The sequence below is a fragment of the Amycolatopsis sp. Poz14 genome (assembly GCF_006704225.1).
Taxonomy (GTDB): domain Bacteria; phylum Actinomycetota; class Actinomycetes; order Mycobacteriales; family Pseudonocardiaceae; genus Amycolatopsis; species Amycolatopsis nivea.
The window spans coordinates 7,166,267-7,188,877 of the sequence record NZ_JACLHD010000001.1 but is presented as its reverse complement, the minus strand read 5'-3'; the positions used below and the strand labels follow the sequence as shown (position 1 = coordinate 7,188,877).

Sequence of the window (22,611 nt, the reverse complement as noted above, 5' to 3'; positions counted from 1 at the left end):
CAGTTGAGCACCGCACTCGCCGCTCTCGAACTGACCAGCGCCCAGCTGGGCATCTGGAACGCGCAGCGGCTGGAACCGGATTCGCCGTACTACGTCGTGGGCGACGTCGTGGAAATCTCCGGCACGCCGGTCGACCTCGCGGCGCTGGCCGAGGCGATCCGGGCGACCGCCGAGGAGGCCGAAAGCCTGCGGCTGCGGGTGCACGACACTCCGGACGGGCCGCGGCAAACCGTGTCCGCCGAGCCGGTGCCGTTGCCGGAAGTCGTTGACCTGCGAGGGGAACCGGATCCGCTCGCCGCGGCGCACGCGCGGGTCGCGGCGGAGCGGCAGCGGGTGGCCGAGGCGTGCCGCGGGATGCTGGACCGGGCGTTGTTCTCGCACGTGATCCTCCGGCTTTCCGACACCGAAGTGTGGTTCACCCAGCTCGGCCACCACCTGGTGTTCGACGGCTACACCGCCGCGATGCTCGCTCGCCGCACCGCTGCCCGGTACACCGCGGCGGTGCGGGGCGAAGAGACGCCGCCGTCCACGTTCGGCCGGTTCGCCGATCTCGTCGAAGCCGACCGCGAGTACCGGATGAGCGAACGGTTCGCGAAGGACCGCGCGTACTGGTGCGATCGGTTCACGCCGATGCCGGAGTTGGCCGACGACGCGAGCGCGGCGGGGCTGCCGGAGGCGACGTTCACCGCGCGTGCCGAACTCACCGCGGACGAGGTCGCCGGGCTGGGCGAACTGGGGAAGAGCGCGGGGACGACCTGGGGCGACGCGCTGATCGCGTGTTACGCGGCGTTCCTGCACCGGGTGCTCGGGACGGCGGACGTCGTGTTCGCGGTGCCGTTGATGTGCCGGGTCGGCGCGGCGTTGCGGACCCCGGCGATGGCGGTCAACGTGCTGCCGTTGCGGGTGCGCGTGCAGCCGGGCGACCGTCCGGAGGAGCTGACCGCGCGGGTAGCGCAGGCGTTGCGGGAGATGCGCGCGCACCAGCGGTACCGGGGCGAGAATCTGCCGCAGGATCTGGCGGTGCCCGGCGCGGGTGCGCTGCTGCACGGCCGCGGGATCAACCTGAAGGCGTTCGATCTGGAGCTGGCGTTCGGCGAGGCGCGCGGGACGATGCGGAACGTCGCGGGCGGGCCGCCGGAGGACATGGGGCTCAGCGTGCTCCCGACCGCCGGCGGCGGGCTGCTGCTGGGCTTCGAGGTCGACGCGCGTTCGCAGGACCAGGCTGGCGTCGACGCGCAGCTCACCGCGTTGAAGGCGCTGATCTCCGCGTTCACCAGTGCGGACGCGCCGGTGGTCGGCGGGGTGGACCTGGTGCCGGACGTCGATGCCTTGCTGGCCGAATGGTCGACTCCCGCGGTTTCCCCGACCGGAGAAGGATTCCTGGACGGGCTCGGCGGCCAGACCGCGCTGGTCTGCGGGGACGAGCGGCTCACCGGCGACGAGGTGCGGGACCGGGTGCACCGGCTGGCGCGGGCGTTGCGGGCGCGGGGCGTCGGAGCGGACGACGTGGTGGCGCTGGCGTTGCCGCGGTCGGTCGATCTGGTGGTGGCGCTGCTGGCGGTGCTCGACGCGGGGGCGGCGTTCCTGCCGCTGGACCTCGCGCATCCGGCGGAACGGCTGCGCTCGCTGGCCGCCGAGGTGACCCTGAAGCTCGCCGTGACGGATTCGGACCTGCTGCCGGGCGTGCCTCAGCTGCGGCTGGACGATCCGGCGGTACGGGAGGAAATCGCCGGGTATTCGGCGGTGGGGGAGCAGGTAGACCGGCATCCGGAAAGCCTCGCGTACGTCATCTTCACCTCGGGTTCCACCGGGCAGCCGAAGGGCGTGCTGGTCCGGTCCGGCGGGCTGGAGACGTTGCTGCGGAACCATCGCGCGACCACGGTGGCCGAGACCGCGCAGGGGCGGCGGCTCCGCGTCGCGCACACGTACTCCTTCGCCTTCGACTCGGCGATCGAGCAGCTGCTGTGGATGCTCTGCGGGCACGAATTGCACGTCTACGACACGGAAACCGCGCGCGACGTCGATGCGCTGCACGCCGCTTTCGTGCGCGACCAGATCGACGTCATCGACACGACGCCGTCGATGGCGGCTCCGTTGCTGGACGCGGGGTCGCTCGACCCGGCGTTGCTGGTGCTCGGCGGCGAGGCGACGTCACCGGCGTTGTGGCAGCGGGTCGCTGCGTCCGGAATCCGCGCGCGCAACATCTACGGCCCGACTGAGGCCACTGTGGACGGTGCGAGCGCGCCGATCACCGGAGACGAGCCGGTGATCGGGTTCGCGGTGCCCGGGACGCGGGCGTACGTGCTCGATGCCGCGCTGCGGCCGGTACTGCCGGGCAGCCGCGGGGAGTTGTACCTGGCCGGACCGCATCTGGCGCGTGGTTACCTGGGTCGTCCGGGCGGGACGGCGGAGCGGTTCGTCGCCGATCCGTTCGGGCCGCCGGGGGAGCGGATGTACCGCACCGGCGACGTCGTGCGCTGGGTGCCGGGCCGGGGGCTGGAGTATCTGGGGCGGCGCGACGGTCAGGTCAAGATTCGCGGCCACCGCGTGGAATTGGGCGAGGTCGAAAGCGCGCTCGGTGCGGTTCCCTGCGTGCGGGCGGCCGCGGCTGCGGTGCGCGGACCCCGGCTGGTCGGGTATGTCGTCGGCTCAGGGCTGGTTGCGGAGGACGTTCGGGCGACGCTCGCGGAGCGGTTGCCGGAGGCGATGGTTCCGGCCGCGGTCGTGGTGCTGGACGAACTTCCGGTGACCAGCAACGGAAAACTCGACCGGGCCGCGCTGCCCGCGCCTGCGGCGGCCGAGGGCGGGCGGGAACCGCGGACCGAGCGGGAACGGTTGCTGTGCGCGGCGATCGCCGAGGTGATCGGCGTGGAGCGGGTGGCGGTCGACGACGATTTCTTCGCCCTCGGCGGCGACAGCATCACCGCGATCAGCGTGAGCAGCCGGTTGCGGGCGCACGGGCTGGACCTCCGGCCGCGGGATCTGCTGGCGCGGCGCAGTTTCGCGGCGTTGGCGGCGGCGAGCCGGGATCTGTCCGAACCGGACAGTGAACCGGACGAGCCGATCGGCGAGGTTCCGGTGCCGCCGATCGTGCGGACGTTGTTCGACCTGAATCCGGATCTGGACGCGATTGTCGGCTATGCACAGTGGACAGTGCTCCGCGTGGACGGCCCGGTGCCGGGGCTGCGCGAAGGCGTTCAGGCGATCCTCGACCACCACGACGTGTTGCGGCTTCGTGTCGAACCCGATGGCTCGTTGGTGATCCGGCCGCGGGGAGCAGTCTCGGCGTCGGTCAGCGAGGCGACAGGGAGTCCGGCTGAAGTAGCCGAACGGCTGGCGTCCGAATTGGACCCGCGCACCGGGGAGATGCTGCGTGTCGCGCTGGTGGGGGACCAGTTGGTGATCGTCGTGCACCACCTGGCGATCGACGGGGTTTCGTGGCGCGTCCTGCTGCCTGATCTGCAGACGGCGTGCGAGGGCGGAGTGCTCGAACCCGTGCGCAATTCCTGGCGACGACACGCGTTGGCGCTCGCCGAACAAGGGACGAGTGGTGCGCGGCGCGGCGAACTCGACTACTGGCGGTCGACGCGGAAGAGCAAGCTCGACCCGACGCGCGACACCGTTGCTACCGCGCATCGTTCGGTCACCGTCGCCACCGAAGAGGAAAGCGCGGCGATCCTCACGACACTGCCCGCCGCCTACCGTGCGGGTGTCGACGAGGTGCTGCTCGCCGCGCTCGTGCTGACCCTGCGCGGCGACGAAGACGCGCTCACCGTCACGATGGAGGGCCACGGCCGCGAAGGGCTGGACCTCGCCCGGACCGTCGGCTGGTTCACCGCCGAATACCCGGTCCACATTGAACTGTCCGGTGTGGACACGCTCGACCGGTTGCTGCGCGCGGTCAAGGAAGCGCGGCGCGCGGTGCCGGACGGCGGGATCGGGTTCGGCATCCTGCGATACCTGGACCCGGGCGCCGGGTTCGCGCCGGAGATGCCGGACGTCCTGCTCAACTACCTCGGCCGGTTCACTCCGCTGTCCGGCGGCTGGCAGCTGCCGGGCGAGGATCCGTTCGCCGTGCTCGAGCCGCCCGCCAAGGCGTTGGAGCAGGTCCTGGCGCTGAACTGCTTCGTCCGTGAGGAAGGCGTGCCGCGGGTCGCGGTCGAATGGACCGCCGCGAGCCGGGTTCTGCCGCCGGAAGAGGTCGAACGCCTCCAGGAAAAGTGGTCGACCGCGCTGGCCGCGTTGGCGGCGCACGCTCTGGAGAACACCGGCGGGCTCACTCCGTCAGACCTTCCGCTCGTCACGCTCACCCAGCACGACATCGACGCGCTCGAACAACGGGGCCCGGTCGCCGACGTCCTGCCCGCGACGCCCCTCCAGACCGGGCTGTCGTTCCACACGCTGACGCGTGTCGGGCCCGACGTCTACACCGTGCAAGCGGTGACCCACCTCGAAGGGCAGCTTGTTCCGGAACGGATGCGAGCCGCCGCCGAGGAGCTGCTGCGACGGCATCCGGCGCTGCGCGTCCACCTGCACACGACGGCGGCGGGCGAGGTCGTGCAGGTCGTGCCTGCTGACGTGCACCTGGACTGGCGGCACGTCGAGTACCCGGAGAGCGCCGAGGACGAATGCGCGGCCGAGCTGGCCCGGCCGTTCGACCCGGCGGTGCCGCCGCTGATCCGGTTCCTGCTGCTCACCCTCGGCCCGGCCGAGCATCGGCTGGTGCTGACGATCCATCACGCGCTGCTCGACGGCTGGTCGATGCCGCTCGTCGGCCGCGCCCTGCTGGCCACTTACGCCGAACTGGACGGCGGTCCGGCCGCTCCGGTCGCGCCGCCGCTCGCCGAGTACCACCGGGTGCTGGCCGCCCGCGATCACGACGCGGCGGTCGAGGCTTGGCAGACCGCGTTGGCCGGGTTGGAAGAAGGCACGCGGCTCGCCCCGGCGACCGCGGAGTCCGCTTCGGACCGTCCACAACGGATCTGCGTCGGGCTCGGCGCCGAGTTCAGCGAACGGCTGCGCGGCTTCGCGCGGGAACGCGGCGTGACGCCGACGGCGGTGTTCCAGACGGCGTGGGGCGTGCTGCTGGCGCGGCTCACCGGACGCCAGGACGTGGTGTTCGGCTGCCCGGTGTCCGGTCGTCCGTCCGACGTTCCGGGGGTGGAAGCGATGATCGGCCAGCTCGGCACGACCATCCCGGTGCGCGTGGCGTTCGCCCCGTCCGATCCGGCGTCGGCGGTGCTGGCGCGGGTGCAGGACGAGAACGCGCGGCTCACTGACCACCATCACCTCGGGCTGCCGGACATCCAGCGCGTGGCGGGCGTCGGCGACCTGTTCGACACGATGCTGGTCATGGAGAACTTCCCGCTCTCCAGCCGGGAACGCGAACCGCTCGCGCCCGGGCTCGACCTCGCCGGCGTCGACATCACCGACGCGACGCACTATCCGCTGACCGTGATCGTGCTGCCCGGCGACGAGATCTCGATCGGCCTCGGCTACCAGCCGCAGGCCTTCGACGAGCCGACCGTGCAGGCCTACGGCCGCTGGCTGACGACGCTGCTGCACGAGCTCGTGGCCGACCCGCAGCAACCGGTCGCGCGGCTGCGTTCCCTTGGCACGGAAGAGGAAGCGGCTCTCCTTCGGCAAGGAACCGGACCCGAGCCGAGGCGGGAAGCCGGTACCTGTCTGGAGGAATTCGCCCGCTGGGTCCGGGAAACTCCAGACGCCGAAGCCGTCGTGTGCCGAGACCGCCGCCTGACTTACGCGGAACTGGACCGGAAGGCGAACCAGCTCGCGCACGCGTTGCGCGCCGCCGGGGTCCGTGAACAGGACCCGGTCGCGGTGCTGCTGGAACGCGACATAGACCTGGTGGTTGCGCTGTTCGGCGTGCTCAAGGCCGGTGCGGTGCATGTGCCGATGGACCCGACGTACCCTGCGGAACGACTGGCACATCTGGTGAAAGACAGCGCACCCGCAGCGGTGGTGTCCACTTCGGATCCCGGTTTCGGCATCCCCGTGATCGATCCGGGGGTCCTCAATGGACCGTCTACTTGGGACAATGTCGTTCCGTCGCCGGACTCGCTGGCGTATGTGATCTACACGTCCGGCACCACCGGAAAGCCCAAGGGCGTCGCGATCACCCATCGCGGCATTCCGAGCCTCGTCGCGCTGCAGGAGGACATCGTCGGCATCCGGCACGGCGAGCGGTACCTGCACTTCGCGTCCACGAGTTTCGACGTCTCCTACTGGCAGTTCTTCCTGCCGTTGCTGTCCGGCGGCACCTCGGTGATCGCGCCGGAGGAGGTCCGCGGGTCCGGCGACGACCTGCTCGCCTACGCCGCCAAACACCGCGTGACCGGGCTGAACCTGCTGCCGTCGTTCCTGTCCGCGATGCCGGACGACGCGACGGTGGACCCGGAGGTGTTCTTCGTGGTCGGTGCCGAACGGCTCGACCCGGAGCTGGCGCACCGCTGGGGCGACCGGCGCGCGCTGTTCAACGCTTACGGTCCGACCGAGGTCACCATCAACTCCGTGACCTGGGTGTACTCCGCCGACGATCCGGGTCCGCTGCCGATCGGAAGGCCGGACCCGCAGGTGCGGGCGTACGTGCTAGACGCGGGGCTGCGACCGGTCGGGACCGGCGTCACCGGCGAGCTGTACCTCGCCGGGCCGAAGCTCGCCCGCGGCTACGTGAACCGGCCGGGACAGACCGCCGAACGGTTCGTCGCCGACCCGTTCGGCGCGCCCGGCGACCGGATGTACCGCACCGGCGACCTCGTGCGCTGGCGGCCGGACGGGCAGCTGGTGTTCCTCGGCCGCGCCGACCACCAGGTCAAACTGCGCGGGTTCAGGATCGAGCCGGGCGAGATCGAATCGGCGCTGGCACGGCATCCGGACGTGCGGGCCGCGGTCGTGCTCGTCCGCGAGGACCGGCCGGGGGACAGGCGGCTGGTCGGCTACGTCGTGCCGGTCGACGGCGCGGACCCGGATCCCGCCGCGCTGCGCGAGTACCTGGCCGCCGAACTGCCCGCGCACATGGTGCCGTCGGCGTTGCTCTCGCTGGAACGGCTGCCGCTCGGGCCCAGCGGCAAGCTCGACCGGGCCGCGCTGCCCGCGCCCGGTCCGCGGAATGTCGCCGCGGCGCGGCAACCGGCGACGGAAGCGGAAACCGTCTTGCTGCACGTGGTTCGGGAGCTGCTCGGCCCGGACGTCACGATCGACGACGGATTCCTCGACGCCGGCGGCGACAGCATCGCGTCGCTCCGGCTGGTCGCACGTGCTCGCCGCGAGGGCCTGCACCTGACCGCGCGAGACGTCTTCGAGGGCGGCACGATCGCCGGGATCGCGGCGCGGTGCAGCGAGAAAACCGTGGTGGTCTCACCGGATCTCACACCTGCGGTCGGGGACGCGCCGCTGACGCCCATCATGCGTCAGCTGCTGGAACGCGCTGGCTCGGACGCCGACAGCTTCTGCCAGTGGGTCGAAGTGTGCGTGCCGTCCGGCGGCGACGTCCCGAAGTGGCGGGCGGCGCTCGACGCAGTCCTCGAACGACACGACGTGCTGCGGTCGCACTTGACCGGCGACGTATTGCGCGTTCCGGAACCAGGCACAGTGACCGGGGCGGACGTACTGATGGTGGTCCCGGCGGGCGAGGACGCGGACCTTCGCGCGCTGCTGGACGAGCAGATCGCGGCTGTCCGTTCCGCGATGGACCCGCGAACCGGTCCGATGCTGCGGGCGGTCTGGGTGGACGCCGGTCCGTCGCGGCCGGGACGGCTCGCGCTGGTCGCGCACCACCTCGTGGTGGACGCGGTGTCGTGGCGAATCCTCCTCGACGACCTCGAACAGGCGTATCTCGGCCGCCAGCTCCCGGATCGCGGACCGTCGTTCCTCGGCTGGGCACGCGCGCTGGTCGCGGCCAAACCGGCGCGGCAGGTGGAAAGCCCGCACTGGCAACGGATCGCGGCGACGGCCCGTCCGGTCAGCGGGACTGCGCGGCACCACGAGATCGAGGTGCCGGAAGAGATCACGCAGGCGGTGCTGACGACGTTGCCGGGCGCGTACCGGACCGGTCCGGACGCCGTGCTGCTCACCGCGTTCGCGCGGGCTTACCGTGCCTGGCGCGGTTCGGAGCTGCTGGTCGCGCTGGAGAGCCACGGCCGTCCGGACCACACGCCGGACTTCGCCGGAACCGTCGATCTGTCCCGGACGGTCGGATGGTTCACCACGATGTACCCGGCACGGATCGCGCCGCCCGCTGGCGAGACGGCGATCGCCGCGGTCCGCGACCAACTCCGGGCCGCGGGCGACGGACTCGGGTTCGGGATCCTCGGCGGAACCTCGACCGGAGCGGACGTCAGCTGGAACTACCTCGGCCGCTTCGAGGCAGCGCCGCAGGAGGAGACGCCGTGGCAGCGGCCGCCGGACGCCGATCCGCTCGGCTCCGCGGGAGGACCGCTCGGGCACGCGCTGATGGTGAACGCGATGGTGCGCGACGAGCGGCTGGCGGCGCGGTTCACCTGGCCGTCCTCGGAGTTCAGCGCGGACGAGATCGCGGCGCTGGGAGCGGCGTTCCAGGCGGAACTCGCGGCGCTGGCCGCCGAGGTACCGGCTGGCGAGCTGCTGCCGTTGACGCCGCTGCAGGAGCTGATCCTGCGCGAATCGCGGGCAGCCGACGAGGATCCGTACCCGGTGCAGGCGGCGTTTTCGCTGGCCGGAGCGCTGGACCTGGCCGCGTTGGCGGCCGCGGCGAATGCGCTGGTGCGGCGGCATCCGAACCTGGGCGCGGTCTTCCCGGACGGGCACGAGGTACAGGTGCTGCCCACGGAACCGCAGGCCGGCTTCCGGGTGCGTGAGGTGTCCGGGAACGTCGAGCAGCTGCTCGCGGACGACCTCGCCGAGCGGTTCGACCTCGCTGCGGGGCCGCTGCTGCGGGTTACCGTGCTCCGGCACGGTCCGGACCGGCACGAACTCGTGCTCACCAGCCATCACCTGCTGTCGGACGGCTGGTCGGCGCCGCGGATCCTGGCTGAGTTGTTCGCCGGGTACTCCGGCGAGCCGCTGCCGCAGGTGGTGCCGGTGTCGCGGTACACGCGGTGGCTCGCGGCGCGCGACCACGCGGTCAGCGGGCATGCGTGGCGGACGGAACTGGCTGATCTGCCTTCGCGGAAACTCCTGACCGGGCAGCCCGCGGCGGTCGAGCCGGAACTGTTCACTGTGGACGCTGCGCTCGTCGCTTCGTTGACGCAAGCCGGTGCCCGACACGGGGTCACGGCAGGAACGTTGCTACAGGGCGCTTGGGCTGCAGTGCTCGCGGCTCGGGCTGGGGTCTCCGATGTTGCTTTCGGCGCGATGGTTTCCGGTCGGACGTCCGAAGTGGACGGTGTCGAGGAGATCCTCGGACTGCTCGCCAACACGGTTCCGGTGCGGGTGCGGTTTGCCGGAACTGTGGGGGAGACCCTGGTGGAAACCCAGGCCCGGCAACAGGAACTGCTCGCGCACCAGCACGTCGGACTGGCCGAGCTGGCTGCCTTGACCGGTCAGGACCGGTTGTTCGACAGCCTCGTCGTGTTCGAGAACTACCCGGTGGACCCGGCGAAACTGCGTGAACCGGCCCCCGGGCTGGCGATCACCGGGACCCGGTTCCGCGAGCGCACGCACTACCCGATGACGGTCACCGTCGTGCCCGAACTCGCGGGCGGCTGGTCCGGCATTTTCGGTTACCAGGACGGGATTCTCTCGGCCGCGGAAGCCAAGTCGCTGGTCGCGGACCTGCTGCGGTTCCTCGGCGAGCTTCCGGCGCGGCTGGACGAGGACGCGGCCGAGTGGCTGCGCTGAACCTGTGGCGGACCGCGTTCGTGCTCGTGCTGGGCACGTTCATGGCGACGCTCGACAGCACGATCGTCTCGGTCGGCGTGGAGACGCTGGCGGAGCGGTTCGACGCGTCCGTCACGGAGGTCCAGTGGGTCACCACGGCGTATCTCCTCGCGGTGGTGACCGCCGTGCCCGCGTCCGGCTGGCTGGCCGCGCGGTTCGGCGGGCGGCGGACCTGGCTGACCGCGGTGGTCGTGTTCGTGGCGGCGTCGCTGTTGTGCGGGCTGGCGGGCTCGCTGCCGATGCTGGTCGCGTTCCGGGTGCTGCAAGGGCTGGCAGGCGGGTTGCTGCCGCCGACCGGACAGGCGCTGCTGGCGCGCGCGGCCGGGCCGGAGCGGATCGGGCGGCTGATCAGCGTCGTCGGCGTGGTGCCGTTGCTTTCGCCGGTGCTGGGCCCGCTGGCGAGCGGGGCGATTCTCGACGTCGCGGACTGGCCGTGGCTGTTCTACGTCAACCTGCCGGTCGGCGTCGTCGCTGTTCTGCTGGGGCTGCGGTATGTCGCGGCGGACGAGCCGACTGATCCGCGAGAGCCGTTCGATTTCCGTGGCGCCGCTTTGCTTTCCCCGGGGTTGGCCGCCGTGGTGTTCGGGCTGACCGGATTCTCCGACGGATATCCGCAATGGCTTTCCACCACGGCGGTCGTGCTGGGTTTGCTGATGCTGGCTGCGTTCGTCCGGCACGGATTGCGAGTTCGGACACCATTGCTGGACCCGCGTCTGTTTACGCGACCACCATTCGGAGCCGCGTCGTTGGCGCTGGTCGTGCTGGGTGCTTCGGTGTTCGGGACGATGTTTCTGCTGCCGTTGTATCTGCGCCGCGGTGCCGGATTGGGCGCGTGGGACACCGGATTGCTGTTGGTACCACAGGGAATCGGCGCTGCTGCGGGGTCGGTGCTGGTGCATCGGCTGGTGGATCGGCTGGCCCCGCGGACGCTCGTGGTGTCCGGAATCGGCTTGGTGGCGCTCGGAACCGCGGCGTTCACGCAGCTGGGTCCCGAACTTCCGGATGTCGTATTGGTCATTTCCTTGTTGCTGCGCGGATTCGGGGCGGCGATGATCAGTGCGCCGGTGCTGGCGCTGGTGTATCGCAGCCTGGAGAAAACCCAGCTGCCGAAAGCGGCTGGGGCGTTGAATTTGCTGAACACTCTGGGCGGTTCGGTCGGGACCGCCGTGCTCGCGCTGGTGTTGCAGAACCGGCTGGCCGCACGGGGCGCGGATGTCGCGGCGGCCTTCGCGGACACGTTCTGGTGGGTGCTCGGGCTGGTCGTGGTGGCGGTTGCCGGGGCGGCGAGGCTGCCCAAGGAAAGGAGCCGGTAGATGCAGGACACGTTGCCCAGCCCGGTGGAGGTGACGGCGGGAGCCGCGCCGGACATCGCCCGGCACCGCGAAACGGTTTCGGCGGTGCTGGACCGGCGCGATCCGCGGTTGCTGGTGATCGTGGGTCCGTGCTCGGTGCACGATCCCTCGGCGGCGCTGGAATACGCGGAGCTGCTCGCTGGTATGTCAGCTCGGTACGCCGACGATCTCGTGGTGGTGTTGCGGGCATATCTGGAGAAACCGCGGTCGGTGACCGGATGGACCGGCTTCCTGCCGGACCCGACGCTGGACGGCAAAGGCGATCTCGCCACCGGGGTCCGATTAGGACGGCAGTTCTTGCTCGACGCTGCCGCGACCGGGTTGCCGCTGGCGTACGAGTTCGTGGATCCGGTGCTGGCGCCGTACGTCGCGGACACGGTGAGCTGGGGCGCGATCGGGGCGCGGACGGTCGCCAGCCAGCCGCACCGGCAGCTGGCGTCGTGGCTGCCGATGCCGATCGGGATGAAGAACTGCGTGTCCGGACGGCTGGGACCCGCGGTGGACGCGATCCGCGCGGCCGGGGCGGCACACGCGTTCCCGGGACTCGGCGTCGACGGGCGGATGAAAACCTTGCGCAGCAGCGGAAATCCGGACGCACACCTGGTCCTGCGCGGCGGCCCGGCGCCGAATTACGACGCGGCGTCGGTCGCCAAGGCGATGAAGGTGCTCGGGGAGGCGGGCTTGCCGCGAAGAGCGGTGGTCGACGCCTCGCACGGGAACAGCGGGAAGGACCACAACCGGCAGCCCGGCGTGGTCGCCGACGTGGCGGAACAGGTGCGCGACGGTGCGGCGGTGGCCGGGGTGATGATCGAGTCGTATCTGCGGGACGGGGCACAGGACCCGGAACGGGTGCCCGCCGACCGCGCGGTGAGCCGGACGGACGCTTGTCTCGGGTGGGAACGGACGGTGCCGTTGCTGGAGACGCTGGCTCTTGCCGCCCGCGATCGGGCAGTACGGGTCTGATCGCCGCGGAGAGTGGTCCGTGAAGGGCTCCTTGAGGGAATCAGATTCCCCCAAGGAGTCCTTCACGGACCTTTCGCATGGCCGGGCGGGGTCAGGGCAGCAGATTGGCTCGGCGGGCGGCGTTGACGGCCTGGAGGCGGGTCTTCGCGTCCAGCTTCCGCATCGCGTTGCGCAGATAGCTTTTCACCGTCTCCGGGCCCAAGCCGAGCGCCGCCGCGATGTCCGCGTTCGTCTGCCCCGCCGCGGCCCCTTCGAGGACATCCAATTCGCGCGCCGACAAAGACGGCCCGCGGACCGGGTCGCCGGTCAGGGACTGGCACACCGCGTCGATGCGGGCGCGCAGTTCCGGGTCGGCGACCGCGGCGGCGATCCGGCGAAGCTCCGCGTGGCTTTCCCGGAGCGCTTCGAGCTCGGCCGGTTTCCCGGACGGCGCGGCTTCCGGTTCCGGGGCGAGCAGCTCCAGCCGCCGGCGCACTTCGGCGCGCACCGCCAGCTCCTGCTCCAGGTCACGGGCCACTTCGACCATCGCGGTGACCGACCGGTCGCCGAAGCGGACGTGCTCGCGGACCGCGCCGTAGAGCACCGCCCGGACGGTCCGGTGCACGATCACCGGCACCGCCATCACCGAGCGCACGCCCTCGGCCTTGACCGCCCGGTCGAAGTGGTGGCTGATCGCGTCGCTGGTGTAGTAGTCCGGCAGCACCACCGGTTTCCGCACGCCGATCGCGCGCCCGCCGAGGCCCTTGCCCTCCGCGACGACGAGGCCGAGCAGCGACGTGGTGGTGTTGCCGAGCAGTTCGGTCATCCGCAGCCGTTTGCCGTCCACGACCTCGCCGCCGAACGACAGCGGCACCCCCGCCGCGCTGCGCAGCCGGGCCAGGGCGCGGCGCACTTCGGCGGTGGTCTCGGCGGCACTCGTCACGGCAGGCACCCCACTTCGGCGGCACGGGAGGCTCCGGCAGGAGGTGCGATTCTACCCAGCGGCACCGCCGTTGTCGCCGTCCACGGGTCGAAACGCCTGGTCAGAGCACCGGCGCGCCGGCTGGCGCGACCACCCCTGTTCGGGGGTGGTCGGCTGGCTGACCTGCGGTGACGATGTGCCGACACCGGCCGACGATGACCGTGGAGCAGCCCCGTGAGCCCTGAACGCACCATGTTCGACCTGTTGCAGACCTATGCCGCGCCGGACGCGGACGCGACCCGCCTGCTGTGCGGGCGGCATCCGGCCGACGCCGTCGCGTTCACCCTGGTCGAGGCCGACCTGAGCAGCCGCGACCTCACGTACGGCCAGCTCGAGGCCGCTTCCGCCCGGTTCGCCGCCGCGCTGGCCGCGCACGGCGTGCGGCCCGGCGACCGGGTCGCGACGCTCATGGGCAAGTCCGCCGAACTGGTCACCGCGCTGCTCGCGATCTGGCGGCTCGGCGCGGTCCACGTGCCGCTGTTCACCGCGTTCGCGCCGCCCGCGATCGCGCAGCGGATCGTCGGCAACGGGACCCGCGTCGTCGTGGTCGACGCAGGTCAGCGCGCCAAACTCGACCCCAGCGACGACCTGCCCGCCGACCCGTCGCGGATCATCGTGACGACCGGCGAAGCGTCCGGCGGCGATCTGTCGTTCGAGGCGCTGCTGGACGAACCGCACCCGCTGCCCGACCCGGTCGCGGTCGGCGGCGACGGCACGCTGGTGGAGATCTTCACCTCCGGCACGACCGGCACCCCGAAGGCGGTGCCGGTGCCGCTGCGCGGGCTCGCCGGAATCCACTCCTACCAGGAGTTCGGCCTCGACCAGACCGACGAGGACGTCTTCTGGAACGCCGCCGACCCGGGCTGGGCGTACGGGCTGTACTTCGCGTTGCTCGGCCCGCTCGCGACCGGACGGCGCAGCATCCTGCTGCACGCCGGGTTCAGCCCCGAGCTGACCTGGCAGGTGCTCGAACGCTTCGGCGTCACCAACTTCACCGCCGGCCCGACGGTGTACCGCGCGCTGCGCAGCTCGGGCCTGCCGGTGCCGGCCGGTCTGCGGCTGCGGCACTGCTCGTCGGCCGGGGAGCCGCTGACGCCGGACGTCGTGACCTGGGCCGAGGAGGTCCTCGGCTGCCCGGTGCGCGACCACTACGGCCAGACCGAAACCGGCATGGTCGTCGGCAACGCCTGGCATCCGCACCTGATCGCGCCGGTGAAGACCGGTTCGATGGGACGGCCGCTGCCCGGGTTCGCCGTCGAGGTGCTGAAGGCGGGCAGCGACGAGATCGCGGAGGTCGGCGAGACCGGCCGCGTCGCGATCGACGTGTCCGCCAGCCCGCTGATGCCGTTCTCCGGCTACCGCGACGCCCCCGAGCGGACCGCGGAACGTTTCAGCGCCGACGGCCGCTGGTACTACACCGGCGACATCGCCGCCCGCGACCGCGACGGCTACTTGACCTTCGGCTCCCGCGACGACGACGTGATTCTCATGGCGGGCTACCGGATCGGCCCGTTCGAGGTGGAAAGCGCGCTGACGCAGCACGAGGCCGTCGCGGAAGCCGCGGTGATCGGCGCGCCGGACGAGCTGCGCGGGGAACTGGTGGTGGCCTACGTCGTGCTGAACCCCGGCGCCGAGGAGTCGGAGGAGCTAGTCGACGAGCTGAAGCAGACGGTCAAAACCCGCCTGGCCGCGCATGTTTATCCGCGGCGCATCCACTTCGTGGCGGAACTGCCGAAGACGCCGAGCGGCAAGATCCAGCGCTTCGCCTTGCGGGGCCGGGAACTGAGCACCGCTTCGAGCTGAGTTTTCCGGCGGCCGGTGCCACACTGGCCCGATGCCGCCTGATCTGCACGGCCGGGTCGCCCTCGTCGCGGGGGCGACCCGCGGTGCCGGGCGGGGCATCGCCGCCGCGCTCGGCGAGGCCGGTGCGACGGTGATCTGTACCGGGCGCAGCAGCCGTCTCGAACTGAGGCGCTCGGATTACGCCCGGCCGGAGACGGTCGAGGAAACCGCTTCACTGGTATCCCAGCTCGGCGGGGTCGGCGTTCCGTTCGTCGCCGATCACCTGGACCACGACGACGTCCGCCGGCTGGCCGCGTTCGTCCGCGCTGAATACGGACGGCTTCACGTGCTGGTCAACGACATCTGGGGCGCGGAGCGGCTCAAAGGCGGCCCGGCGGACTGGAACACGCCGGTGTGGGAACACGATCTCGACGCGGGGTTGCGGATTCTGCGGCTGGGTGTCGAGACGCATCTCGTGACGTCGCATTTCCTGCTGCCACTGGTGATCCGCGAGCCGGGCGGCTTGGTGGTTGAGGTGACTGACGGGACTTCGGCGCACAATGCTTCGCGCTACCGGATCTCGGTGTTTTACGACCTGGCCAAGGCTTCGGTGAACCGGCTGGCGTTCTCGCAGGGCCATGAACTCGCCGCTTACGGCGGGACGGCTGTCGCGGTGACGCCGGGGTGGCTGCGGTCGGAGATGATGCTCGACGCTTACGGGGTCAGTGAGGAGAACTGGCGCTCGGCTTTGGCGACGGGGGCTCCTGCCGGGTTCGCGGAGTCGGAATCGCCGCGGTACGTGGGCCGCGGGGTGGCGGCGATGGCGGCGGATCCGGCGCGGGAACGGTGGAATCAGCGGTCGGTGAGTTCGGCGGAGCTGGCGCGGGAGTACGGGGTGACGGATGTGGACGGGCGGCAGCCGGACAGCTGGTGACATCCTCACGACACCAGATCCGGTGGCGGTCAGGCACCAGCGAGTCTCGGCAGGCCGCGCACTACGGCCGCATACTCCGCCGTGATCCGCGAGACAATCTCCGCTGCCGGAAGGATTTCCGTGATCAGCCCGGCCGACTGTCCGGCCTCCACCTTCCCCGTCGCGACATCACCGTGCAGAGCGGCATCCTTCAACGACGAAGCCTGAAAAACCTTGCGCCGCAATTCCTCCTCAGCACCGGAAGCTTCCAGTTCAGCCATTCGGGCGGTGAAATCGTTCGACAGCGCGCGAATCACCCCGAGTCCATGACCCACCGTGCGCGTGTCATCAACGCCGGCGGCCACCACGGCCTCCTGATAAGCAGGGTGCACAGTAGCCTCGGAACTTGCCAGGAACCGGGTCCCGAACTGGGCCGCACCGGCGCCCAAAGACAGCATCGCGGCCAGACCGGCGCCATCGGCAACCCCGCCGGAGGCGATCACGGGGAGCGAAGGCACGGCCGAAACCACAGCGCGCACCAAAACCTGCGTCGTGACCATCCCCGGCGGCGGATGTCCGCCCGCTTCGGCGCCGACTACCACCAAACCGTCGACACCGGCGGCAGCGGCCTTCGAGGCATGCGAAACCCCGGCCACAACGTGCAGGCACCGGGTGCCGACAGCGTGGAACCGATCGAGATACCGTCGTGGGCCGCCCTGGGAGGCGATCAGCACGGGAGGGCGGCGGGCGAGCAGGAGGTCGATCACCTCGTCGGCGCCAGCCCGGTAGAGCGGCAGGTTCACTGCCCACGGACGGTCGGTTCCGGCGGCCATTTCGTCCAGTACCCGCGCCAGATCGGGCAAGCGCATCGGACCGGCGGCGACGACACCCAGGCCGCCAGCATTGGACACAGCCAAGGGCAAAGCCGAGGACGACGAGGCCCACGACATCCCGGCCTGGATGATGGGCAGGTCCAAGTCCAGCAGATCGGTGACTGAAGTACGCAGCCGCGTCATGAGTTCTCCAGCAGGGCTCGGGCATAGCGAGCCAGTTGGTTCTTCTGCACCTTGGCGCTGGCGGTCATGCCGATCGCCTCGAAACCGTCCACAATGCGCAGATGCCGTGGGACTTTGAAGCCTGCTAAACGTTCTTTCGCCCATAAGAGCAGGTCGTCCTCCGAAACGCCAGGCGCAGTCAGGACAACGAAAGCGAAGGGCACTTCGATCAATCGCTCGTCGGGGACGCCGACGACTGCGGCTTGCCGCACGGCGGGATGCCGGTGCAGCACATCCTCGACATCCGCGGGGGCCACGTTCTCCCCGCCCACCCGGATGATTTCCTTGGTGCGGCCGGTGAAATGGAACCGGCCCGAGTCGTCGAGCAGACCGACGTCTCCGGTGGACAGCCAGCCCTCGGGGTCGATGGTTTCGACGGTCCGCACGGGGTCGTCCAGATAGCCTTGCATGACGTTCCAGCCCCGCACCAGCACCGAGCCGGGTTCGCCGGGGGCGCAGTCGCGGGCGTCGTCCAGGGACCGGATGCGGATTTCCACTCCTGGTTCGGGGGCCATGGCTCCGGAGGCGCGGATTTCTTCCGGTTCCCACCACGCGGATTGGGCGACATTCGGAGACGCCTCGGAAAGTCCGTACCCGGCAACGCATTCGCGCGCGCCGAGTTCGTCGATGACGCGACGGACGACGGTGGGGGACGCGGCGACCCAGGCGCCGCGCAGGGAGAGGCGGCGGTGCGGGCGGTCGGGGTGGTTGAGCAGGAGCAGGGCGATGGTGTCGTTGCCGGAGAAGTGCGTGCAGCGCTCGGCTTCCAAGAGCCGCAACGCTTCTGCTGGCTCGAATTTCGGCATCGTCACCAATGTGGTGGCGTGTTGCAGGGAAGCCAGCACCGACAGGGTGCTTCCGGCGACGTGGAAGAACGGGCGCGCGGAATGGAACCGGTCGCCGGGGCGCAAACCCATGCGGGCACCGGAAAAGAAGGCGTCGGCGCACATGCTGCGGTGGGTCAGGAGAACGCCTTTGGGACGCGACGTTGTGCCGGACGTGTATTGCACGAGAAGGAGATCGTCCGGCGTGGCAACAGGTTCAGCGGGTGAACCGGCGGCCAGGAAATCGGTCCAGCTGTCTTGGCCCAGGATGATGATCCGCTGCAAAGAAGGCAGAGTGGCGCAACCGGGTTCAATACCGGCGTCGGAGAACAGTGCGGGGAAGTCGACGTTCAAGACGCGCTCGGCGGCGAACAGCGTGCTGAGGCCGGAGTGCGCAAGCGTGTAATGCACTTCGTCGGCGGTGAAGCGCGTGTTCACCGGGACGACTAGCGCGCCAAGAGAGCCCAATGCCAGGAAAAGCGTGACCCACTCGGGTGTATTGCCCAGGCAGAGCCCGACGCGGGAACCCCGGCCAATCCCGGCGGCGGCCAGCGCGCCGCGCACCCGGGCGACCTCGGCGGCCAGTTCCCGGTAGGTGATCCGGGCATCGGCGGTGACGACGGCCTCGACGTCGGGGGCCAGGAGCGCGGCCCGGGCGAGGGCGTCGTGGACGGTGAGCGGGCAGGCGGTGCGCAGGTCGGTCATCGGGTCTCTCCAGTGAACCGGGCGACGCCGTCGCGCCAGCTGCCGTCGGCGAGGTTCTGTTCGATGGCGGACATTTCGATCCGGATGCCGCGGTCCAGGTCGGTCTCCGAACCCAGGTCGACCGCCCGTTTGGTCAGGGCGATCGCGCCGGGCGGGGCGGCGGCGATGGCGGCGGCCACCTCGGTTCCGGCGGCAGCGAGGTCGGGGACGACGCGGTTGACCAAGCCGAGCGCAGCGGCTTCTGTGGCGGGCAAAGGCGTGTTGGTGAACAACAGTTCCTTGGCCCGCCGTTTGCCGATGGCGCGCTGAAGCCGTTGGGTCGCGCCGACCGTGCCCCAATGCGGTTCAGGGAACCGGAAAACGGTGCCCGTGGCGGCGAGGGCGAAGTCGGCGGCGAGGGTGATTTCCCCGCCGGAGCCGACGACGGTTCCGTGCACCAACGCGACAACGGGACAGCGGCAGGCCTCGATCGCCGCGTAAGCCGCGAAGGACGCGACTCGGCGGCGGCGGACCCAGGCGGCGTCCTTGCCGGTCCGTTCCTTCAAGTCCGCCCCGGCGCAGAAGACCGGACCGGCACCGCTGAGCAGAACAACCCGGGCGTCTGAGATGTCAACGGCGTCGAAGGCTTCCTTCAGCGCGTGGCACATCGCGAGGTCCACGGCATTGCGCGCCGACGGGCGGGCCAGTTCGACGCGGGCGATTCCGTCGGTGACATCCAGCGTCACGCGTTCGTTCATCAGATCACTCCCGCGGCCCGCAGGCCCTCGATCTCGTCGTCCGACAGCCCCGCCAGATCGCGCAGCACGACGTCAGTGTCCGCGCCGAGCACTGGAGGCGTTCCCGGTGCCGGAGCGTCTCCGGAAGTCTCGCGCAACGGCGTCCGCAGCGCTGGGAACGAGCCTTCGACGGGATGCGTGAACTCCCCGACGACGCCCCGCGCGACCGCGTGCGGATCGGCCAGCGCCTCGCGGACCGAACGCACCGCGCCAGCGGGGACCTCGGCCGCCTGCAGTTCTTTGACCAGCTGGTCCCGGTCGTGCTGGGCGATCGCCCCGCGCAGCGCCTTCATGACGCGCGCGCGATGTTCGACGCGGCCCGCGTTGTGCGCCAGCGAAGGGTCAGCGGCCAAAGTGGACAATCCGAGCACGGTGCACAGCGGCTGCCAATGCTGGTCGCTGCCGCTGATGTGCAGCCATTCGCCGTCCCCGGCCTGGAACGCCGCCGACGGCACCCGCCCCGGATGCTCGGTCCCGGTGCGCACCGGGTCCTCGCCGAGCGCGAACAGCCGCGCGGCGTTCAGGGCGTGCAGGCTGAGCTGGACGTCCATCATGGCGACGTCGAGGTGCCGGCCGCGACCGTCGGACGAGCGCCCGGCGAGCCCGGTCAGCACGGCGATCACCACCCACAATCCGGACGTCAGGTCCGCCACCGGCACCCCGGTTTTCGCGGGCGGACCAGCGGGATCGCCGGTCATCGCCATCACGCCGGACAGCGCCTGGAACACCGTGTCGTAGCCCTTGCGGTGCGCGTCCGGCCCGGTCTGGCCGAATCCGGTCGCGGACACCAGCACGAGGTCCGGGTTCGCCGCGGACAGTTCCGCGTAGCCGAGGCCGAGCCGGTCGAGCGTGCCGGGCAGGAAGTTCTCCACGACGACGTCGGCACGCGCGGCCAGCTTCCGGACGACGTCGCGGCCGCGCGGGTCCTTCAAGTCCACAGTGACCGATTGCTTGCCGCGGTTGAACGCGAAGAAGTACGCGCTCTCGCCGTGCGGCAGCCGGGGTTCGAAGCCGCGGGTTTCGTCGCCAGTGCCAGGGCGTTCGACCTTGATCACGGTCGCGCCGAGTTCGGCGAGGATCTGGGTGGCCAGCGGCGCGGCGAGGACCCGCGAGAGATCCAGGACCGTGACTCCGGCGAGCGGGCCGGTCATGAGCGGAACCCGCGCATCAGGGCGTTGACGTCCTGGCCGGCGCGCATCGCGGCGTCCGTCGGCAGGTCCGCGACGCGGTAGAAGAGGTCCTTGGCGGCGGCGAGCGCCCGAGGTTCGACCGAGGCCCAGCGCTGCGCGACCGCGAGCGCGGTGGGCATGATCTCGGCAGGTTCGACCACCTGGTTCACCAGCCCGTACGACAGGGCTTCCGCGGCGGTGAGCAGCCGGCCGGTGCTGACCAGTTCGAACGCCAGCTTCCGGCCGAGATGCCGGACCAGCCCGGTCATCACCAACGCGGGCACGATCGAATGCTTCAGCTCGGGGTAGCCGAATTTCAGGTCCGACCCGGCGACCACCAGGTCCGCTCCGATCGCGAGACCGGCACCGCCGCCGACCGCCGCCCCGCGCACCGCGCTGACGACCGGGACCGGCAGCTGCTGCATGCGCGTCTGGAGCCGGGCGGTGAGCGCGGCACGCTCGAGAACGGCTTCCGGCTGGTCCGGCGTGAGCGACGAGAACTCGTTCAGATCGGCCCCGGCACAGAATCCGCGCCCGGCCCCAGTCAAAACGACAGCGCGGACGCTCGGGTCTCGGCCGGCTTCGTCAAGCGCGGTGTCGAGCGCCCGGGTGAGCGCGGTGTCGAGCGCGTTGAGTTTGTCCGGCCGGTTCAACGTGAGGACGCGGACGGCGTCGTGATTTTCAGTCAGCAGCACAGGTTTCTCCCCAAAGAAAAGTCAGGCGGACGCGAAGCCGGCGCGGGCGACCATGCTGTGCAGCGGGCGGCCGAGCGCTTCTTCGCAGGCCGCGGACGCCGCGGCGAGCTGGTCGAGGTCGAGGCCGGTGTCGACGTCCATCGCGGCGAACAGGCTGGCCAGGTCCTCGGTGCACACGTTGCCGGTGAGCCCGGCCCCGTAGCCGATCTTCGCCGGATGCCCGCCGACGCCGCCCATCGCGGAATCGAAATGCCGGCACCCGGCTTCCAACGCGGCGACAGCGTTCGCGATCCCGGTCCCGCGCGTGTTGTGCAGGTGCGCGACCAGCGGCAGGTCCGGATGCTCGCGGGACAGCCGCGTGTACAGCGCGCGCACCGAACCCGGGGTCGCGACGCCGGTCGTGTCGCCCAAGGTCACCAGGCTCGCGCCGAGGTCGGCGAACCTCGCGGCGTCCTCGGCCACCCGGCCGGGGTCGACCTTGCCCTCGAACGGGCAGCCGAACGCCACCGAAACCACTCCGACCAGGCGAAACCGTCCGTCGGCGAGCTTGACCATCTCGGTCACGCGCTCCCATTGACCAGCGCGCGTGGTGCGCAGATTCCGCTCGGTGTGCGCTTCGGTGGCGGACACCAGCAGGCTCAGCTCTTCGGCGCCGTGCCCGGCTTCGAGGTCCGCGAGCGCGCGTTCGACGGCGCGCGGGTTCGGGCAGGTCGCCTTGAACGCGACGTCCGGGTGCCGGTCGATCCCGGCGAGCACCTCGGACGCGTCGGAGAACCCAGGCACCCGCGCCGGATGGCTGTAGCTGGTCGCCTCGATCCGGCGGAATCCGGTGCGCGCGAACGCGTTCAGCAGCGCGATCTTCGTCGCGGTCGGCACGGGCTCCGGCTCGTGCTGCAGCCCGTCGCGGGCGAAGCACTCGCAGATCGTGACGGCGTCGGACATCCTGGGCCCACCTCCTCGTCGGTGGATCCAGAAGTACGCGAGGGTGTTGATAAAGTCAACACTACTCGGCGGCCGGGTGAGCCCGCTCACTCTCCTCGACGGCCAGCGCGTGCTCGGCCAGCTTGTCCAGCGCGCGGTCGAGCACGCGCGCCTCCTCGCCGGTCAGGGTGGCGAGGAAGTCCGCGTCGCGCTCGTTGGCGGCGGTGATCAGGCCGCGGTACACCCGGGTGCCCTCGGCGGTCAGCGCCAGCTGCGACGTGCGCCCTGACCCGGCGGTGCGGTTCACCAGCCCGCGGTCGGTCAGCCGGCTGACCACGCGGCTCATCTGCGCTTTGTCGAGTCCGGCGCGGCGGGCGAGCCGGTTGAGCGTGAGCGTCGGGTCGGCCGCGATGAGCGCGATCGCGCGCCATTCGCCGAGGCTCACGTCGAAGTCCCGCCGGTAGCGCACCGCGGCGCTGCGCGACATCGCCGACGACGTGCGCGAGAGCCGGTAGGACAGCAGTCCGGAGATGGGGACCAGGTCTTGTCCGTCTGCGCGTTCGGCCATGGCCGTGCATCGTAGCCGTTACCCGCTGGGTGTTGACAGACTCAACACTCG

At 70.8% G+C, this 22,611-nt stretch carries 13 protein-coding genes; 5 read left to right on the top strand and 8 right to left on the bottom strand.

Features of this window, described 5'->3' with window-relative positions; genetic code table 11:
- Window positions 1-3: 3 nt before the first annotated feature.
- From FKO37_RS33350 to FKO37_RS33340, 3 genes are read left to right on the top strand one after another with little or no spacing between them, the layout of a single operon-like run.
- On the top strand, window positions 4-9,837 hold the full coding sequence (locus FKO37_RS33350; protein ID WP_238607118.1) for a non-ribosomal peptide synthetase: 9,834 nt from the start codon (window positions 4-6) through the stop codon (window positions 9,835-9,837).
- Window positions 9,838-9,878: 41 nt separating this feature from the next.
- Window positions 9,879-11,189, top strand: a complete 1,311-nt coding sequence (locus FKO37_RS33345; protein ID WP_238608371.1) for a DHA2 family efflux MFS transporter permease subunit — start codon at window positions 9,879-9,881, stop codon at window positions 11,187-11,189.
- A complete protein-coding gene (locus FKO37_RS33340; protein ID WP_238607117.1) occupies window positions 11,190-12,191 on the top strand; it encodes a 3-deoxy-7-phosphoheptulonate synthase in 1,002 nt (333 codons plus the stop codon).
- A 91-nt stretch (window positions 12,192-12,282) separates the two neighbouring features.
- Here the strand turns inward: FKO37_RS33340 and FKO37_RS33335 are convergent, their stop codons facing one another.
- Window positions 12,283-13,113 carry a LuxR C-terminal-related transcriptional regulator gene (locus FKO37_RS33335; RefSeq protein WP_037819805.1) on the bottom strand — a complete coding sequence of 277 codons (831 nt, stop codon included), beginning with the start codon at window positions 13,111-13,113 and terminating at the stop codon, window positions 12,283-12,285.
- A 213-nt stretch (window positions 13,114-13,326) separates the two neighbouring features.
- Between FKO37_RS33335 and FKO37_RS33330 the strand changes: the two genes are divergently transcribed.
- Complete coding sequence (locus tag FKO37_RS33330) at window positions 13,327-14,955, top strand: AMP-binding protein (RefSeq protein ID WP_374204421.1); 1,629 nt, start codon at window positions 13,327-13,329, stop codon at window positions 14,953-14,955.
- A 31-nt stretch (window positions 14,956-14,986) separates the two neighbouring features.
- Window positions 14,987-15,868: an SDR family oxidoreductase gene (locus tag FKO37_RS33325; protein ID WP_238607116.1), complete on the top strand. Its 882-nt coding sequence runs from the start codon at window positions 14,987-14,989 to the stop codon at window positions 15,866-15,868.
- Window positions 15,869-15,897: 29 nt separating this feature from the next.
- Here the strand turns inward: FKO37_RS33325 and FKO37_RS33320 are convergent, their stop codons facing one another.
- From FKO37_RS33320 to FKO37_RS33290, 7 genes are all read right to left on the bottom strand, one after another.
- Window positions 15,898-16,863 (bottom strand): nitronate monooxygenase family protein, encoded by a 966-nt coding sequence (locus tag FKO37_RS33320; RefSeq protein ID WP_238607115.1) that lies wholly within the window; start codon window positions 16,861-16,863, stop codon window positions 15,898-15,900.
- Window positions 16,860-18,431, bottom strand: a complete 1,572-nt coding sequence (locus FKO37_RS33315) for an AMP-binding protein (RefSeq protein ID WP_238607114.1) — start codon at window positions 18,429-18,431, stop codon at window positions 16,860-16,862. The genes FKO37_RS33320 and FKO37_RS33315 overlap by 4 nt, the downstream gene beginning before the upstream one ends.
- Complete coding sequence (locus FKO37_RS33310) at window positions 18,428-19,168, bottom strand: enoyl-CoA hydratase/isomerase family protein (protein ID WP_134731913.1); 741 nt, start codon at window positions 19,166-19,168, stop codon at window positions 18,428-18,430. Before FKO37_RS33310 ends, FKO37_RS33315 begins: the two co-directional genes overlap by 4 nt.
- Window positions 19,168-20,358 carry a CaiB/BaiF CoA-transferase family protein gene (locus FKO37_RS33305; protein WP_037819787.1) on the bottom strand — a complete coding sequence of 397 codons (1,191 nt, stop codon included), beginning with the start codon at window positions 20,356-20,358 and terminating at the stop codon, window positions 19,168-19,170. Before FKO37_RS33305 ends, FKO37_RS33310 begins: the two co-directional genes overlap by 1 nt.
- Window positions 20,355-21,071 (bottom strand): enoyl-CoA hydratase/isomerase family protein, encoded by a 717-nt coding sequence (locus tag FKO37_RS33300; protein ID WP_238607113.1) that lies wholly within the window; start codon window positions 21,069-21,071, stop codon window positions 20,355-20,357. Before FKO37_RS33300 ends, FKO37_RS33305 begins: the two co-directional genes overlap by 4 nt.
- Before the next feature lie 21 nt (window positions 21,072-21,092).
- Window positions 21,093-22,013 carry a hydroxymethylglutaryl-CoA lyase gene (locus tag FKO37_RS33295; RefSeq protein ID WP_238607112.1) on the bottom strand — a complete coding sequence of 307 codons (921 nt, stop codon included), beginning with the start codon at window positions 22,011-22,013 and terminating at the stop codon, window positions 21,093-21,095.
- Window positions 22,014-22,074: 61 nt separating this feature from the next.
- Window positions 22,075-22,560: a MarR family winged helix-turn-helix transcriptional regulator gene (locus tag FKO37_RS33290; RefSeq protein ID WP_238607111.1), complete on the bottom strand. Its 486-nt coding sequence runs from the start codon at window positions 22,558-22,560 to the stop codon at window positions 22,075-22,077.
- Window positions 22,561-22,611: the final 51 nt, after the last annotated feature.

What these genes read in the sequence shown, in the direction of transcription:
- FKO37_RS33345 (WP_238608371.1), top strand. Translation starts at nt 9,879, where the DNA reads ATGGCGACGCTCGACAGCACGATCGTCTCGGTCGGCGTGGAGACGCTG.
- FKO37_RS33340 (WP_238607117.1), top strand. Translation starts at nt 11,190, where the DNA reads ATGCAGGACACGTTGCCCAGCCCGGTGGAGGTGACGGCGGGAGCCGCG.
- FKO37_RS33325 (WP_238607116.1), top strand. Translation starts at nt 14,987, where the DNA reads ATGCCGCCTGATCTGCACGGCCGGGTCGCCCTCGTCGCGGGGGCGACC.
- FKO37_RS33320 (WP_238607115.1), bottom strand. Translation starts at nt 16,863, where the DNA reads ATGACGCGGCTGCGTACTTCAGTCACCGATCTGCTGGACTTGGACCTG.
- FKO37_RS33315 (WP_238607114.1), bottom strand. Translation starts at nt 18,431, where the DNA reads ATGACCGACCTGCGCACCGCCTGCCCGCTCACCGTCCACGACGCCCTC.
- FKO37_RS33310 (WP_134731913.1), bottom strand. Translation starts at nt 19,168, where the DNA reads ATGAACGAACGCGTGACGCTGGATGTCACCGACGGAATCGCCCGCGTC.
- FKO37_RS33305 (WP_037819787.1), bottom strand. Translation starts at nt 20,358, where the DNA reads ATGACCGGCCCGCTCGCCGGAGTCACGGTCCTGGATCTCTCGCGGGTC.
- FKO37_RS33295 (WP_238607112.1), bottom strand. Translation starts at nt 22,013, where the DNA reads ATGTCCGACGCCGTCACGATCTGCGAGTGCTTCGCCCGCGACGGGCTG.
- FKO37_RS33290 (WP_238607111.1), bottom strand. Translation starts at nt 22,560, where the DNA reads ATGGCCGAACGCGCAGACGGACAAGACCTGGTCCCCATCTCCGGACTG.